Annotated in this window: 12 protein-coding genes; 7 read left to right on the forward strand and 5 right to left on the reverse strand. The window is 63.7% G+C overall.

Annotated elements, in window-relative coordinates:
• The 7 genes from GPT34_RS03425 to GPT34_RS03455 all read left to right on the forward strand — a co-directional run bounded on the left by GPT34_RS03425 (window position 1) and on the right by GPT34_RS03455 (window position 9,568).
• Window positions 1–240 carry a PP0621 family protein gene (locus tag GPT34_RS03425; RefSeq protein ID WP_291009700.1) on the forward strand — a complete coding sequence of 80 codons (240 nt, stop codon included), beginning with the start codon at window positions 1–3 and terminating at the stop codon, window positions 238–240.
• Between the two features lie 42 nt (window positions 241–282).
• Window positions 283–2,073, forward strand: coding sequence for an ATP-binding protein (locus tag GPT34_RS03430; RefSeq protein WP_291009702.1), 1,791 nt, complete (start codon window positions 283–285; stop codon window positions 2,071–2,073).
• 10 nt (window positions 2,074–2,083) lie between these two features.
• Window positions 2,084–3,562, forward strand: coding sequence for a sigma-54 dependent transcriptional regulator (locus GPT34_RS03435; protein ID WP_291009704.1), 1,479 nt, complete (start codon window positions 2,084–2,086; stop codon window positions 3,560–3,562).
• Window positions 3,546–4,163, forward strand: coding sequence for a 1,6-anhydro-N-acetylmuramyl-L-alanine amidase AmpD (gene ampD, locus GPT34_RS03440; protein ID WP_291009705.1), 618 nt, complete (start codon window positions 3,546–3,548; stop codon window positions 4,161–4,163). Before GPT34_RS03435 ends, ampD begins: the two co-directional genes overlap by 17 nt.
• Window positions 4,164–4,593: 430 nt before the next feature.
• Window positions 4,594–7,491, forward strand: coding sequence for a ribonucleoside-diphosphate reductase subunit alpha (locus GPT34_RS03445; RefSeq protein WP_291009707.1), 2,898 nt, complete (start codon window positions 4,594–4,596; stop codon window positions 7,489–7,491).
• A 142-nt stretch (window positions 7,492–7,633) separates the two neighbouring features.
• On the forward strand, window positions 7,634–8,791 hold the full coding sequence (locus GPT34_RS03450) for a ribonucleotide-diphosphate reductase subunit beta (RefSeq protein WP_291009709.1): 1,158 nt from the start codon (window positions 7,634–7,636) through the stop codon (window positions 8,789–8,791).
• Between the two features lie 216 nt (window positions 8,792–9,007).
• Window positions 9,008–9,568, forward strand: coding sequence for a histone H1-like DNA-binding protein (locus GPT34_RS03455; RefSeq protein WP_291009711.1), 561 nt, complete (start codon window positions 9,008–9,010; stop codon window positions 9,566–9,568).
• An 83-nt stretch (window positions 9,569–9,651) separates the two neighbouring features.
• On the opposite strand, the gene GPT34_RS03460 is transcribed toward GPT34_RS03455, so the two are convergent.
• From GPT34_RS03460 to accB, 5 genes are all read right to left on the reverse strand, one after another.
• Window positions 9,652–10,545: a carbohydrate kinase family protein gene (locus GPT34_RS03460; protein WP_291009713.1), complete on the reverse strand. Its 894-nt coding sequence runs from the start codon at window positions 10,543–10,545 to the stop codon at window positions 9,652–9,654.
• A gap of 13 nt (window positions 10,546–10,558) precedes the next feature.
• Window positions 10,559–12,031: a DUF3426 domain-containing protein gene (locus GPT34_RS03465; RefSeq protein ID WP_291009715.1), complete on the reverse strand. Its 1,473-nt coding sequence runs from the start codon at window positions 12,029–12,031 to the stop codon at window positions 10,559–10,561.
• Between the two features lie 60 nt (window positions 12,032–12,091).
• Window positions 12,092–12,976, reverse strand: a complete 885-nt coding sequence (prmA, locus tag GPT34_RS03470; RefSeq protein WP_291009903.1) for a 50S ribosomal protein L11 methyltransferase — start codon at window positions 12,974–12,976, stop codon at window positions 12,092–12,094.
• Window positions 12,977–13,068: 92 nt separating this feature from the next.
• Window positions 13,069–14,418, reverse strand: coding sequence for an acetyl-CoA carboxylase biotin carboxylase subunit (accC, locus tag GPT34_RS03475; protein WP_291009717.1), 1,350 nt, complete (start codon window positions 14,416–14,418; stop codon window positions 13,069–13,071).
• A gap of 13 nt (window positions 14,419–14,431) precedes the next feature.
• Window positions 14,432–14,893, reverse strand: a complete 462-nt coding sequence (gene accB / locus GPT34_RS03480) for an acetyl-CoA carboxylase biotin carboxyl carrier protein (protein WP_291009719.1) — start codon at window positions 14,891–14,893, stop codon at window positions 14,432–14,434.
• Window positions 14,894–14,982 lie beyond the last annotated feature (89 nt).

Below are 14,982 nucleotides of genomic sequence, written 5' to 3' on the forward strand. Positions count from 1 at the left end.
ATGAAGTACCTGCTCGTCATTGCGGTGGTGCTTGTCGCCTTCTACGTCTGGCGCAGCGGTCGCCAGGCCGAACGCCAGGCCCCTCCGCCGCGTGCCCGCAAGCCGTTGCCGAAGCCCGGCATCATGGTGGCTTGTAAGGAGTGCGGCACCCACCTGCCGGAGAGCGAGTCGATCAGCGGCCGATTGGGTCCGTATTGCTGCCCCGAACACCGCGAGCAGCGCGAGGGCCACGGCGGATGACGCGCCAGGCTGAGCGTGCGCAGCGTCACGCTGGCAGCTGACATGGCGCGATACGAGCAAACCTCGCAGTTCGCGCCGTCCTGGTTCTCGGCACTGGAGAGCACCAGCTCCCACGGTCGCGAGCAGCGCGTGCGCTCCTTTGTGCGGCTCTGGCGCGCTTTCATGCGCGCCCGCGTGTTCATCGCTGGCGTGCTGCTTATGTTGCAAGCCTTTGTCGTGCTCACCGGCTCAGGTGGCCCGCCTTGGCTGGTGGCCTTGTGCGCGGCTCACCTCAGCGCCGCACTGGCCGTGCTGCTGTGGTCGCGGCCCATCCAGCCCGGCAAGCCGGTTCGATTGCAGTGGCTGCTCACCATCGGAGTGGACGTGCTGGTGTTTGGCCTGCTGCAGACCTTCCAGCAAGGGGGCATCAACTACACACCGCTGTTTGCGCTGCCGGTGCTGCTGGCGTCCATCCTCGGGCCCCTGGTGCTCGCACTGGGCACGGCCGCCCTGGTCACCCTGTATCTGCTGGGCGAGGCCTGGCTCAGCGCGCCACTGCTGAGCGACATCTCCACCGCCCGATTCCTGCAAACAGCCCTGACCGGCACCGGCTTTTTCATCGTGGCCTTTCTGGCCAACCAGCTTGCCTTGCGGCTGGCCCGCGAGGAAGCGGTGGCCCAAAGCAGCCAGGCGGCTGCCCGCACGCAGGCGCAGGTGAACGAACTCGTCATCGAAAGCCTGAGCGAAGGCGTGCTGGTGGTGGACCACGACGGCGTGGTGCGCAGCGCCAATCCAGCCGCGCAAGGCATGCTCATGGGCGACCACTACCCCCATGCCGCCAAGCTCCTGCTCTCGGCGCGCGACAGCTGGGCGGGTCTAGCGAACCTGGTGACTGAAACCTTCACCCTCGGCCACCCGCTGGAGACCGAGTTGAGTATCGAACTCGACGAGCTGACCACCCACCGCTTGTTTGCGCGCAGCCGGCTGACCGCAGCCTCGGGACGGCACGGCGGGCTGTGTGTGTTGTTCCTGGAAGACCAGCGCGAGATCGAAGCCCAGGTGCGCACCGAGAAGCTGGCCTCCATGGGCCGCATGTCGGCGGCGGTGGCGCACGAAATCCGCAACCCGTTGTCCGCCATCACACAGGCCAACGCCTTGCTGGACGAAGAAGAGCTGTCGCCCGCTCAGAAGCGGCTGACCCAGATGATCGAGCAGAATGCGCAACGCCTCTCGCGCATCGTGGACGACATCCTGAACGTGGCGCGCGTGCGGCCCGACCAGGCGCTGACCAGCCAGCCCAGCCTGCCGCTGGACCAGTCGATGCGCCAGATCACGCACGAATGGAGCCGCCAAAACCAGGCTCAGGATTTGCTCAGTGTGCATGCCCACGCGCCATCGGTGATGGTCGGGTTTGACCCCGAGCACCTGCGCCGCCTGCTGGTGAACCTGCTGGACAACGCGTTGCGCCATGCGAGCAAGAAACGGGCATCGATCCGCGTCATCACCCAGTCCAGCGCGTCGGACCGGGTACGCCTGTCGGTGTGGAGCGATGGCGCACCGCTGGAAGCCAGCGTGCGGCGCCACCTGTTCGAGCCCTTCTTTTCTTCCGAGAGTCGGTCCAGCGGACTCGGCCTCTACATTTGCCGCGAACTGTGCGAGCGCTATGGCGCCGAAATCGCTTACCAGCGCGCCCAGCTCGACCAACGCGAAGGCAATGAGTTCTATATCGTGATGCCGGCGGCCGAAGGCCAGCGATTGCCGGTGCAACAAAACCTGGGCTACCCGGACTCGGTGCCGGCGCGCCCGCTGCCACCTCACAGCCGCCCCGGCGATCCGCCGCTCACGATCCGCTAAGTTGATCCGCATGTCTGTGAATGCCCCCGCCTCGGTGCTGGTTGTCGACGACGAACCCGACCTGCGCACCCTGTACGAACTCACCCTGCTGCGCGAAGGTCATCAGGTGGTCGCCGCCGGCGACCTGGCGCAGGCACGCGAATGCCTGGCGCAACAGCGCTTTGACGTGCTGATCACCGACATGCGCCTGCCCGACGGTTTGGGCCTGGAGCTGCTGCGTGAGCTCAATGCAAAACAGCGCCCGGAAAAATGCATCGTCATCACCGCCTATGGCTCGGCCGAAAACGCGGTGGAGTCACTCAAGTCCGGCGCCTTCGACTACCTCACCAAGCCGGTCGACCTCAAACAGCTGCGCGCCGCGGTGAGTGCTGCTCAAACCAGCCAGCGCCAGCTGCCCGACGCGCCTCGCAGCCCGCAGAGCAGCGCTGCGCGCACGGCGCCTCCGCCAGCCGGCGGCGTTCGATCACTGGCGCGCATCGTCGGGACGGCACCCAGTGTGGTGCAGATCAAGGAGCGCATCGAAAAAGTGGCCACCAGCATGGCGCCGGTGCTCATCCTGGGCGAGTCCGGTACCGGCAAGGAACTGGTGGCACGGGCGGTGCACGAGTGCAGCCACCGCGCCAGCGGCCCGTTCGTGGCAGTCAACTGCGGCGCCATTCCTGAAAACCTGATCGAGTCGGAGTTTTTCGGTGCACGCAAGGGCGCGTTCACCGGCGCAAGTCAAGACCGCGAAGGCTATTTCCAGGCCGCCCAGGGCGGCACGCTTTTTCTCGACGAGATCGGTGACCTGCCGCTGGCCATGCAGGCCAAGCTGCTACGCGTGATCCAGGAGCGGCGGGTGCGGGCGCTGGGTGGCGTGCAGGAGGACGCGGTGGATGTGCGCCTCGTCAGCGCCACCCACCGCGATCTCGCGGCACTGGTAGCGAGCGGCGATTTTCGCCAGGACCTGTTTTACCGCCTGAACGTGATCGAGCTGCGCACGCCCGCGCTGCGGGAGCGCCGCGAGGACCTGCCCGTCCTGATCGAAACCCTGCTGCGACGCCTCTGCGACGAATCCGGTGCGCCCGTGCCCACGGTTTCCCCTGCGGCGTTGCAGTGGCTGCAGGCGCGCGAGCTGGCGGGCAATGTACGCGAACTTGAAAACCTGCTGCAACGCGCTTTGGCGATGAGCCAGGGGCCTTCGCTGGAGCCCGACGATTTTGGTGCGCTAGACGACGGCGATACTTTGCCCCAGGTGGAGATGCTGACCCGAGAGGCTCCCGATGCCTCCGTCGCCGAAGCCGGCCACAGCATCCCCGGTGACTTGCAGGCTTACCTTGACGACCAGGAGCGCCAGGTGCTGCTCAAGGCCTTGAAAGAGGCAGACTTCAACCGCACCGCTGCGGCCGCCCGCCTCGGGCTGAACCTGCGGCAGATGCGCTACCGCATCCAGCGACTCGGCATCACGATGCCGTCCGACCCCGCGTTCGACGATGGCGATGCCGGCTGACGCCACGAGCGCCACGGGTTGGACCGGCGGTTGGCTGGCCTCGGCCCGACACAGCCCCTCCCCCAACTGCGGGCCGCGCCCAGCAGGCGTCGCGATCGACCTGATCGTCGTGCACTCCATCAGTTTGCCGCCAGGCATCTACGGCGGGCCGGAGGTGGAGCAGCTGTTCACCAACCGGCTGGACTGGGACGCACACCCCTACTTCGCGCAGATCCGCGGCATGGAGGTCTCGTCGCACTTTTTCATCCGGCGCGATGGCGAGCTGGTGCAGTTCGTCGACGCCGATGCGCGCGCCTGGCACGCAGGCGCGTCGTGCTGGCGCGGGCGGTCCAACTGCAACGACCATTCGGTGGGGGTCGAACTCGAAGGGCTCGAGGGCGAGCGCTTCGAAACCGTGCAATACATCACGCTTTCGACACTTTGCCAGCACCTGACTGGCCGCTATCCGATCACCTCGATTGCGGGTCACGAACACATCGCGCCCGGTCGCAAGCTAGACCCTGGCGCGGGATTCGATTGGACAGCTTTACAACAACGGCTCGGCTGGCCCGATCCGTATTTTCCCCAGCCCGGCGAAGGGCTGCCCCCCCAGCTGGCCTGAGCGCTTGCTGCATCGCAACCGCCAGCGCCCGCCCGCATCCCAGTGTTCTTGCGGGCCACACCGACAAATCCGCTCGAACGTCGCGTCTGTACTGGCGCTGTTTTCCGTGGATCAGCATCGCTGGTCACTGCGCGCCGATGCACGCACCGTCCACCACGCGACGAGCCGCCGAACGCGGCCCGCATGGCAAAACGCGAATCTCGCACCCAACGGATGTTTTTCCACAAACACTACCTGTAGTGGCTTGAACCGACTCCGCACACCAGATATAGTGTGTACTGCGTTTTGCGCCAAGTGTCCATTGAGAGCTGCCCTGCACAGCGGTCACACCCCCGGGCCTCCTGTTTGAACCCTGCGGCAGCCTTCGCCAGCAGCTGACCCAGCGCCACGCAACGCCCACCGCCACACCACAACAAACGAAAGAGGAAACATGCAAATCGCTGCCACGCCCCACGCCGCCACCGCCCCCAAGGCCCAGCCCCAGGGCGCACCCGCTGCCTCTTCCCTGGCCGCTTCCAGCGCGGTGTTTGCTCAGTACCAGATCATCCGACGCAATGGTGCGGTGGTGTCGTTCGAGCCCAGCAAGATCGCAGTCGCGCTGATGAAGGCGTTCCTTGCGGTGCACGGCACCCAGGGTGCGGCATCGGCCAGCGTGCGCGAAACGGTGGACGAACTCACGCAAGCCGTGGTGCGTGCCCTGATGCGCTCGCGCCCTGGTGGCGGTACCTTCCACATCGAAGATGTCCAGGACCATGTGGAGCTGGGCCTGATGCGCGGCGAACACCACGAAGTGGCTCGCGCTTATGTGCTCTACCGCGAGCGGCGCAGCCAGGAGCGCGCTCACCAAGTCAAGGCTGTGCAGCCGGCTGAAGCGGCGCTGCATGTGATAGATGGTGGCGAACGCGTGCCACTCGACCTGGCTCGCCTGCAGAGCCTGATCGAAGCCGCCTGCGTGGGCCTGGGCGCCGATGTCAAGGCCGACCCCATCGTGGCCGAGACCAAGCGTAACCTGTACGACGGCGTGCCGATGGAGGAGGTCTACAAGGCCTCCATCCTCGCCGCCCGCACCCTGATCGAAAAAGACCCCGACTACACCTACGCTACCGCCCGCCTATTGCTGCACACCATCGTGAAAGAGGTGCTGGGAGAAGAAGTGCCCGCCACCGAAATGGGCGCGCGCTACGTCGACTACTTCCCTCAGTTCATCAAGAAGGGTGTGCAGAACGAGTTGCTCGATGAAAAGTTGCAGCAATTCGATCTGGCCCGCCTGGGCGCTGCGCTCAAGCCCGAGCGCGATCTGCAATTTGACTACCTCGGCCTCCAAACCCTGTATGACCGGTATTTTCTGCACGTGCGCAAGAGCCGCATTGAACTGCCCCAGGCCTTCTTCATGCGCGTGGCCATGGGCCTCTCGCTCAATGAAGTGGATCGCGAAGCCCGCGCCATCGAGTTCTATGAGGTGCTTTCCTCGTTCGACTTCATGTCTTCCACACCCACGCTGTTCAACGCCGGTACGCTGCGCTCACAGCTCTCCAGCTGCTACCTGACCACCGTGCCCGACGATCTTGACGGCATCTACGAGTCAATCAAGGAAAACGCGCTGCTGTCCAAATTCGCCGGCGGCCTGGGTAACGACTGGACACGCGTGCGCGCACTCGGCGCCCACATAAAGGGCACCAACGGCGAATCTCAGGGCGTCGTGCCTTTCCTCAAGGTGGTGAACGACACTGCGGTGGCGGTCAACCAGGGCGGTAAACGCAAGGGCGCGGTGTGCACCTACCTGGAGAGCTGGCACCTGGACATCGAAGAATTCCTGGAGCTGCGCAAAAACACCGGCGACGACCGCCGCCGCACCCACGACATGAACACCGCGAACTGGATTCCCGACCTGTTCATGAAGCGCGTTATGGAAAAAGGCGAGTGGAGCCTGTTCTCACCCAACAACGTGCCCGACCTGCACGACCTCTTTGGTGCCGATTTCGAGAAGGCCTATGTGGCCTACGAAGAAAAGGCCGCGCGCGGCGAAATCAAGCCTTACCGCAAGGTGCCTGCCAGCGACCTGTGGCGCAAGATGCTCTCGATGCTGTTTGAAACAGGCCACCCCTGGATCACCTTCAAGGACGCCTGCAACGTGCGCAGCCCGCAACAACACGTGGGCGTGGTGCACAGCTCCAACCTCTGCACCGAGATCACGCTCAACACCAGCGACACCGAGACCGCGGTGTGCAACCTGGGCTCCATCAACCTGTTGCAGCACCTGAAGGCCGACGCCGACGGCACCCAGGTGCTTGACCACGACAAGCTGCAGGTCACGATCAAGACCGCGATGCGCATGCTCGACAACGTGATCGACATCAACTACTACGCGGTGAAGAAAGCTCGCGACTCCAACATGCGTCACCGCCCGGTGGGCATGGGCATCATGGGTTTCCAGGATGCGCTGTACGCCCAGCGCATTGCCTACGCCTCGAACGAGGCGGTGGAGTTCGCCGACCGCTCGATGGAAGCTGTCTGCTACTACGCGTACTGGGCTTCGACCGAACTCGCCCGCGAGCGCGGCCGCTACGCCAGTTACAAGGGCTCGCTGTGGGACCAGGGCATCCTGCCCTGTGACACACTGGACCTGCTGGCGCGCGAGCGCGGCGGTTATGTGGACGTGGACCGCTCCAGCAGCCTGGACTGGGAAGCGCTGCGCAAGAAGATCGCCGCCGACGGCATGCGCAATTCCAACTGTGTGGCCATCGCGCCGACCGCTACCATCTCCAACATCATTGGCGTGGACGCCTCCATCGAGCCTTGTTTCGGCAACCTGTCGGTGAAGTCCAACCTGTCGGGCGAATTCACCGTGATCAACAGCTACCTGGTGAAGGACCTGAAGCGACTGGGCCTGTGGGACGACGTGATGGTGATGGACCTCAAGCACTTCGACGGCTCCTTGCGCCCAATCGATCGCGTGCCGCAAAACATCAAGGCCTTGTATGCCACCGCGTTCGAGATCGAGCCGCTGTGGCTGGTGGAAGCCGCCGCACGCCGCCAGAAGTGGATCGATCAGGCGCAAAGCCTGAACATCTACATGGCGGGCGCGTCGGGTAAGAAGCTCGATGACACCTACAAGCTGGCCTGGTTGCGCGGTCTGAAGACCACCTACTACCTGCGCACTTCATCGGCCACGCAAGCAGAAAAATCCACGGGCCGCACCGGTCAACTCAATGCCGTGGCGATCCACAGCGACACGTCTGCAGCCAGCGCTGCAACGATGAGTGCCGAGCCAGCCACCGACGTGAAGTTTTGTGCCATCGACGATCCAGGCTGCGAAGCCTGCCAGTGAACAACCAGCACGTGATGTGTGTGTCGCTGTGCGCAACCGTCGCGCAATCGATGCGACATCGCAACAAAAAACACGCGTCACCCGCATGAGTTCTTTGCAATTCGTGCGGACGCTTCGATAATCATTTGAATTGGATACTTCTATGCTGACCTGGGACGAGCAAGTTACTCACTCTCCGAAGCCTGCCACCATGCCACTGCCACCCGCGATGTCGGGTTCGCAAGCCTCAGTGTCCCCGACGCCAACGCCCTCTGCAGCACGCAGCAGCGAAACTCCTGCAGCCAAGCGCGTCAATGCGGCAGACAAGCGCATCATCAACGGCCAGACCGACGTCAACCAGTTGGTGCCGTTCAAGTACAAGTGGGCGTGGGAGAAGTACCTCGCCACCTGCGCCAATCACTGGATGCCGCAGGAAGTGAACATGAGCCGCGACATCGCGCTGTGGAAAGACCCTAACGGCCTGACCGAAGACGAGCGCCGCATCGTCAAGCGAAACCTTGGCTTTTTCGTCACCGCCGATTCGCTGGCCGCCAACAACATCGTGCTGGGCACCTACCGCCACATCACCGCGCCCGAGTGCCGCCAGTTCCTGCTGCGTCAGGCGTTCGAAGAAGCGATTCACACCCACGCCTACCAGTACATTGTGGAGTCGCTTGGTCTGGACGAGTCCGAGATCTTCAACGCCTACAACGAGGTCCAGTCCATCCGCGACAAGGACACGTTCCTGATCCCGTTCATTGAAGCCATCAGCGATCCGAACTTCCACACCGGCACCCATGAAACCGACCAGACCCTGCTCAAGAGCCTGATCGTCTTTGCGTGCTTGATGGAAGGTCTGTTCTTCTACGTCGGCTTCACGCAGATCCTGGCGCTGGGTCGCCAGAACAAGATGACCGGTGCCGCCGAGCAGTACCAGTACATCCTGCGCGACGAGTCCATGCACTGCAATTTCGGCATCGACCTGATTAACGCGATCAAGATGGAGAATCCGATGCTGTGGACGGCTGAGTTCAAGAACGAGATCAAGGCCTTGTTCATGAAGGCGGTCGAGCTGGAGTACCGCTATGCCGAAGACACCATGCCGCGCGGCGTGCTCGGTATGAACGCCTCCATGTTCAAAGGCTACCTGCGCTACATCGCCAACCGCCGCGCGACGCAAATCGGCCTGGAGCCGATGTTCCCGAATGAAGAGAATCCGTTCCCCTGGATGAGCGAGATGATCGACCTCAAGAAGGAACGCAATTTCTTCGAAACCCGCGTTATCGAGTACCAGACGGGCGGAGCCCTGTCCTGGGACTGACGACAACGCACCGGGGCTGCATCCATTTCTCACATGTTTTTCAGACAACCAGAGCCCCGTTCACAACGCTTTGGCGTTGCGCTCGGGGTTTTGTCACAGGATTCAACCCTCTGGGGTCTTTCGGGGATGCATTCCCGCGACCCCAGGTGGCTGAATCACTTCACCGGCGTCAAGATCGGTTGAAGTGCTCTTTGCAACTTGATCAAGGAGAAAACAATGGCAACTGCGAAAAAAGCCCCGGCTAAAAAAGCCCCGGCAAAAAAGGCCCCTGCGGCCAAAAAGAAACCCGCTGTGAAGAAGGCAGCGGCTGCGAAGAAACCGGCCGCTAAGAAGGTCGCGGCAGTCAAGAAGGCTGTCGTCAAGAAAGTGGCGGCGGTCAAGAAGGCTGTGAAGAAAGCAGCACCGGCGAAAAAGGCCGTGGTAAAGAAGGCCGCGACCGCGAAGAAGGCTGTCGTCAAGAAAGCCGTCGCCGCCAAGAAGGCTGTGAAGAAGGTCGTGAAGAAGGCTGCGCCGAAGAAAGTGGCCGCCAAGAAAGCCGCGCCGAAGAAGGTTGCTGCGAAAAAGGCTGCGCCTAAGAAAGCGGCACCGAAAAAGGCCGCAGCCAAAAAAGTGGCCCCTGCCAAAAAGGCGGCGGTGAAGAAAGCTGCTCCGAAAAAGGCAGCCTCAGCAAAAAAAGCTGAGCCGGCCAAGAAGCCGGCAGCCCCTGCGGCACCTGCAGCTCAAACCAAGCTGAACCCTCAGGCTGCCTGGCCGTTTCCAACGTCCAGCAAGCCCTGAAGTCGTCTTGAGATGACTTGAAGAGCCCGGTGTGAAAACACCGGGTTTTTTTATGGGCGTCGAGTGCCCAAGTGGTCAGGGCTTCAAGCCGACTGATCAAACCGGTAATTCTGACCGCCCCGGCTCGCGATCTTGACCGCGCCCATGCGGTTGCCCAGCGACACACAACGACCCAGGTCCCAGCCCTGCGCCAGTCCATGCAGCAAGGCAGCGCGGAAAGCGTCACCACAGCCGGTGGGGTCGACCACCTCGGTGGCGGGAACGCCCGGGACCAGTGTGCGCTGGCCGGATTCCCACACCTCGCAGCCTTGCTCGCCCAGGGTCACCACCAATCCCTGCACCTTGCCAGACAGTGCTTCGAGCGAAAGTCCGGTGCGGTCGCACAACATACGCCCTTCGTAGTCGTTGACCGTGACCCAGGTCGCCAGCGAAACGAAGTGCGCCAGCTCGGGGCCGCTGAACATGGGCAGGCCCTGACCGGGATCGAACACAAATGGAATGCCCGCCGCGTGCAACTGCTCGGCGTGGCTCAGCATGGCATCGCGGCCATCGGGAGAGATGATGGCCAGGCGGATGTCGCTGCGCGCCGGCACGGCATTGTCGTGCGCATGGGACATGGCGCCAGGGTGGAACGCCGTGATCTGGTTGTTGTCGCGGTCGGTCATGATCATGGCCTGCGCGGTGTAGCTCTCGGGGGTGGTGGCCACATGGCGGGTGTCCACACCCATCGCCTGCAGGCGCTCCAGGTAGTCCTGGCCGTCGTTGCCCAGCGTGGCCAGCGGCACCGCTTCGCTGCCGAGCTGACGCAGCCCGTAGGCGATGTTGCCGGCGCAGCCGCCATATTCGCGCCGAAGCGCAGGCACCAGAAACGACACGTTGAGGATGTGTAGCTGGCTGGGCAGGATTTGCTCGGCAAAACGACCTTCAAAGGTCATGATGGTGTCGAACGCGAGCGAGCCGCAGACAAGAATGGGCATGAGGTTTCCAGGGTCAGGGATAAAAAATGAGCGCGCGGTAGCCCGCCATTGGCAGCTGGTCGCCCACCGCCAGCGACAGGCGCAGGCTCACCGGCACGCTGCCCTGGGCAGGCAGCAGCGTCGGCACACCGGGCAGCTCCTCGGGCAGGAACACACGGCGCGAGATCACGGTGTCGCCGGTGTCGGTGAGGCTGAGCTCAAGTGCGGGCACTGCCAGGGCGAAGGACGAGGTGTTCTTGAGTACCAAGTCAAACGAATAAAAATTGCCCAGCCGGCGCACCAGCGTCGAACTGTCGATCACGATGGCATCGATGTCGCGCACCGGCTGGACCTCGCAGCCCAGTGGTTCGCACAAACGGACCAGCCAGGGCTTGAGCTCAGGCTGCACCGCAGCGAGGCGATCGCGCTCATGCAGCGCCCACTGTCCGGCAAGTGCGGCCGCGAGCAGCAGCGCCACCATCAACAGCACCCCGCGCATGGCCGGTGACTGCCAGAACGCGCGCCGGCGGGCCTGCCGAACAAACTCCGGTTCATCGACGGCAGGCAAGCCGGCGCCGTCGGCCAGGTCGTCGTCATCGTCGGTGAAGCGAACCGGCTCGAGCTCGGGCGCCGCCGCCGGCTTGGACGACGCTACCTTGGTACCAGGTTCCTCTGCCAGCTCAGGCTTCTTGAGGCTGGCCGCGTAGCGCTTCAGGTCGGCATGGAAGTCGGCGGTGTCCTCACCTTCTGCCTTGGCCAGCGGCGTCGGCTCGCTGGCGCTCGTCGAAACAACATTTCGGTCAGACGGTGCCACCGGTGTAGGTAAAGCCTCGGGCCACGGCGCATCCGGCGCCGCATCTTCCGGCTCCAGGGGCGCCTCCTCATTAAGGACCCGATCCAACAGGCGATCGAGCTCGTCTCTGTTATCCGGCTCAGGGGGTGAAGCCAGGTCCTCTCGCTGCCCATCGTCCAGCGGCGCCACGTCGGTCGGCGTAAAGCCCTGCTGCTCAGCAGGCAGCTCCGCGTCTGCCGGAGGGTCGGCCTCGGCCACCGAAAACATGGTTGACGCTGGCACGTCAGCCACTGCGGCAGGATCTGGATCTGGGGGTTGTTGCGCCTGTGGTCCTGCCTCGGGCACATCCTCGGGATGGTTGGCAATGGGCATGTTGCCCAACCCCACATCAGCCTCATACACAGGCGGCTGCCATGAAGGGGGCGCAACTGGATCGAATGACTCGATCGCCGCGGCGAGTGGAGCATGCCCATCGCCGGTATCCGAATTCGAACTGACGAAAGGGTCGTTGGACTGCTCCAACATCTCATCCGAGCGACCAGCGTCTACGGCAACGGTCTGTGGCTCCTGCGGCGTCCAGGTCTCCAGGTAGCGTGTGGCGTCGAACACGTCCGCGCAATGGCCGCAGCGCACCCAGCCATCGGAGAGTTTCAGCTGGTCGGGAACGACTCGGAAAGTCGTCGCGCAGGCCGGACAGCGGGTGGTGAGACTCATGCCCCGATTATTGCAGGCAGCGGACCCGTCTCGCGGGCCGCCTCGCCTGAGATGGGTACCTCAATCGCGCTGCGCGGTCATCAGCACCCAGCCGTCTTCTTCGTCGCTGACCGCCAGCCGAACCCAGGGCGCAAACGCCTCGGTCAGCTCACCGGCCTGGCGCGACAAAATGCCCGCCAGCACAAGATGGCCACCAGGCGCCACATGGGCGCATAGCAGCGGCGCCAGCACCTTGAGCGGTGTGGCGAGGATGTTGGCCAGCACCAAATCAAACTCGCCCTTGGCCAGATCGGGCAGGCCCGCCTGCAACTTGACCTGATTGGCCTGCGCATTGAGCCGGGTCGACTCCACGGCTGCGGGGTCGATGTCCACCGCCACGATGTCCGTCGCGCCAAAACGCGCTGCGCCGATAGCCAGAATGCCCGACCCGCAGCCGTAGTCGAGCACCCGCTGCCCAGCCCAGGCGCGCTGCGCCGTCCAGCGCAGGCACATGCGGGTGGTGGAGTGGGTGCCGGTGCCGAAAGCCAGGCCCGGGTCAAGCCGGATCACCTCTCGAGCCACTGCAGGCGGCTCGTGCCAGGAGGGCACGATCCAGAACGTGGGGTTGATCTCCACCGGAGCAAATTGCGACTGGGTCAGCCGCACCCAGTCCTGCTCGGGCACCGGCTGCACGCCCAGCACCACACATCCCTCAAAAAAGTCCTGCGCCTGCAGCAAGCCGGCCGCTTCCCTCGCGCCGGCCTCCAAAGCGAACAGCGCCACCACACGCGACTGGTTCCAGCCCGCCTTGGGCGGCGGCATGTCCGGCTCGCCAAACAGCGCCTGCTCGGCAGCCGTCATGGCGTCCGCGTCTTCGACCGTGACGCTCTGAGCATCCAGTGCTTCCAGAGAATCGCAGACCGCCTCAACGGCGGCCTCGGGCACCTTCAGGATCAGTTCAAACAGAGAAGCCATGGACAAGTGAAGAGTAGTTGTTCTAGAACACCGCGGAACTGGCTTTGCCAGGTCGCAGGTGTTACCCGCTGGGGAGCGCCCTGCTAGCGCTCGCGCTGCGACAACCACTCTTCCAGGTAGTGGATGTTGGTGCCACCGGCCACGAAGCTGGCGTCCACCATCAGCTCGCGGTGCAGCGGGATGTTGGTCTTGATGCCTTCGATCACGGTCTCGGCCAGCGCCGTGCGCATGCGCGCGAGGGCCTGCTCCCGAGTGTCGCCGTGCACGATGATCTTGCCGATCATGGAGTCGTAGTTGGGTGGTACAACGTAGTTGGCGTAAGCGTGAGAGTCCACGCGAACGCCTGGCCCCCCTGGCGTGTGCCAGGCGGTGATACGGCCCGGCGACGGGGTGAACTTGTACGCGTCTTCGGCGTTGATGCGGCACTCGATGGCGTGACCGCGCAGCTGCACCTGGCGCTGGGTGAAGGGCAGTTTTTCACCCGCCGCCACCGCGATCTGGGTGCGCACGATGTCCACGCCGGTGATCCACTCGGTCACCGGGTGTTCGACCTGCACCCGCGTGTTCATTTCGATGAAGTAGAACTCACCGTTTTCGAACAGGAACTCGAAGGTGCCCGCGCCGCGGTAGCCAATTTTCTTGCAGGCGGCTGCGCAACGGTCGCCGATCTTCTCGATCAGGCGGCGCGGGATGCCTGGCGCCGGCGCTTCTTCAATCACCTTCTGGTGGCGTCGCTGCATGGAGCAGTCGCGTTCGCCCAGGTACACGGCGTTGCGGTGGGTGTCGGCCATCACCTGAATCTCGATGTGGCGCGGGTTCTGGAGAAACTTCTCCATGTAGACCTCGGGGTTGCCAAACGCCGCCCCCGCTTCTGCCTTGGTGGTCTGCACCGCGTGCAGCAGCGCCGCCTCGGTGTGCACAACGCGCATGCCCCGACCGCCACCGCCGCCAGCGGCCTTGATGATGACAGGGTAGCCCACCGCTTTGGCGGTGCGCTTGATCACCGCCGCATCAGCTGGCAAGGCACCCTCAGAGCCTGGCACGCACGGCACACCAGCGCGGATCATGGCCTGCTTGGCCGACACCTTGTCGCCCATCAGGCGGATGGACTCGGGCGTGGGGCCGATGAAGGTGAAGCCGCTTTTCTCCACCCGCTCGGCGAAGTCGGCGTTTTCGCTCAGGAAACCGTAGCCGGGGTGGATGGCTTCGGCGTCGGTCACCTCGGCAGCCGAGATGATGGCAGGCATGCTCAGGTAACTCAGGCCCGAAGGCGCCGGACCGATGCACACCGCTTCATCAGCCAGGCGGATGTACTTGGCATCCCGGTCGGCTTCTGAATACACCATGACCGCCTTGATGCCCATTTCGCGGCAAGCGCGCTGCACGCGCAAGGCGATCTCACCCCGGTTCGCAATCAGGATTTTTTTGAACATGCGTCGCCGGTCCTTATTCGATCACGTACAGCGGCTGACCATACTCCACAGCCTGCCCATTCTCGACCAGGATTTGCGTCACGGTGCCGGTCTTGTCGGTTTCGATTTCGTTGAGGATCTTCATGGCCTCGACGATGCAGATGGTCTCGCCTTCCTTGATCGTGTCGCCGATCTCCACAAAGGGCTTGGCGCCCGGGCTGGACGCGCGGTAGAAGGTGCCCACCATGGGCGACTTCACAATGTGGCCCGAGGGCGCTGCGGGCTCGGCCACCGCGGCCGCGACCGGCGCCACCTCGGCAGCGACTGGCACCGCCGGCGCAGCGGTGGGCGCCAAAGCATAGGTCACCGGCCCGGCAGCTGCGGACGGCATGCTCTTGACGATGCGCACCTTGCCTTCAGCCTCGGTGATCTCCAGCTCGGACACGTTCGATTCCGAGACGAGGTCGATCAGCGTCTTCAGTTTTCTCAAATCCATGGTTTCTCCAACGAAAATCGGCTAATTTGATTTCAAAAGCATTCATCTTCGATGGATTTTTGAAATCTTCGGCCTGATGGGGTGGCGCA

The organism is Hydrogenophaga sp., from assembly GCF_011390835.1.
Taxonomy (GTDB): domain Bacteria; phylum Pseudomonadota; class Gammaproteobacteria; order Burkholderiales; family Burkholderiaceae_C; genus Hydrogenophaga.

Excerpts from the sequence above, each read along its gene's own strand:
- GPT34_RS03460 (WP_291009713.1), bottom strand. The coding sequence starts at position 10,545 with ATGCCCATTCTTGTCTGCGGCTCGCTCGCGTTCGACACCATCATGACC.
- GPT34_RS03430 (WP_291009702.1), top strand. The coding sequence starts at position 283 with ATGGCGCGATACGAGCAAACCTCGCAGTTCGCGCCGTCCTGGTTCTCG.
- GPT34_RS03465 (WP_291009715.1), bottom strand. The coding sequence starts at position 12,031 with ATGAGTCTCACCACCCGCTGTCCGGCCTGCGCGACGACTTTCCGAGTC.
- ampD (WP_291009705.1), top strand. The coding sequence starts at position 3,546 with ATGGCGATGCCGGCTGACGCCACGAGCGCCACGGGTTGGACCGGCGGT.
- GPT34_RS03435 (WP_291009704.1), top strand. The coding sequence starts at position 2,084 with ATGTCTGTGAATGCCCCCGCCTCGGTGCTGGTTGTCGACGACGAACCC.
- GPT34_RS03445 (WP_291009707.1), top strand. The coding sequence starts at position 4,594 with ATGCAAATCGCTGCCACGCCCCACGCCGCCACCGCCCCCAAGGCCCAG.
- GPT34_RS03450 (WP_291009709.1), top strand. The coding sequence starts at position 7,634 with ATGCTGACCTGGGACGAGCAAGTTACTCACTCTCCGAAGCCTGCCACC.
- GPT34_RS03455 (WP_291009711.1), top strand. The coding sequence starts at position 9,008 with ATGGCAACTGCGAAAAAAGCCCCGGCTAAAAAAGCCCCGGCAAAAAAG.
- accB (WP_291009719.1), bottom strand. The coding sequence starts at position 14,893 with ATGGATTTGAGAAAACTGAAGACGCTGATCGACCTCGTCTCGGAATCG.
- GPT34_RS03425 (WP_291009700.1), top strand. The coding sequence starts at position 1 with ATGAAGTACCTGCTCGTCATTGCGGTGGTGCTTGTCGCCTTCTACGTC.
- accC (WP_291009717.1), bottom strand. The coding sequence starts at position 14,418 with ATGTTCAAAAAAATCCTGATTGCGAACCGGGGTGAGATCGCCTTGCGC.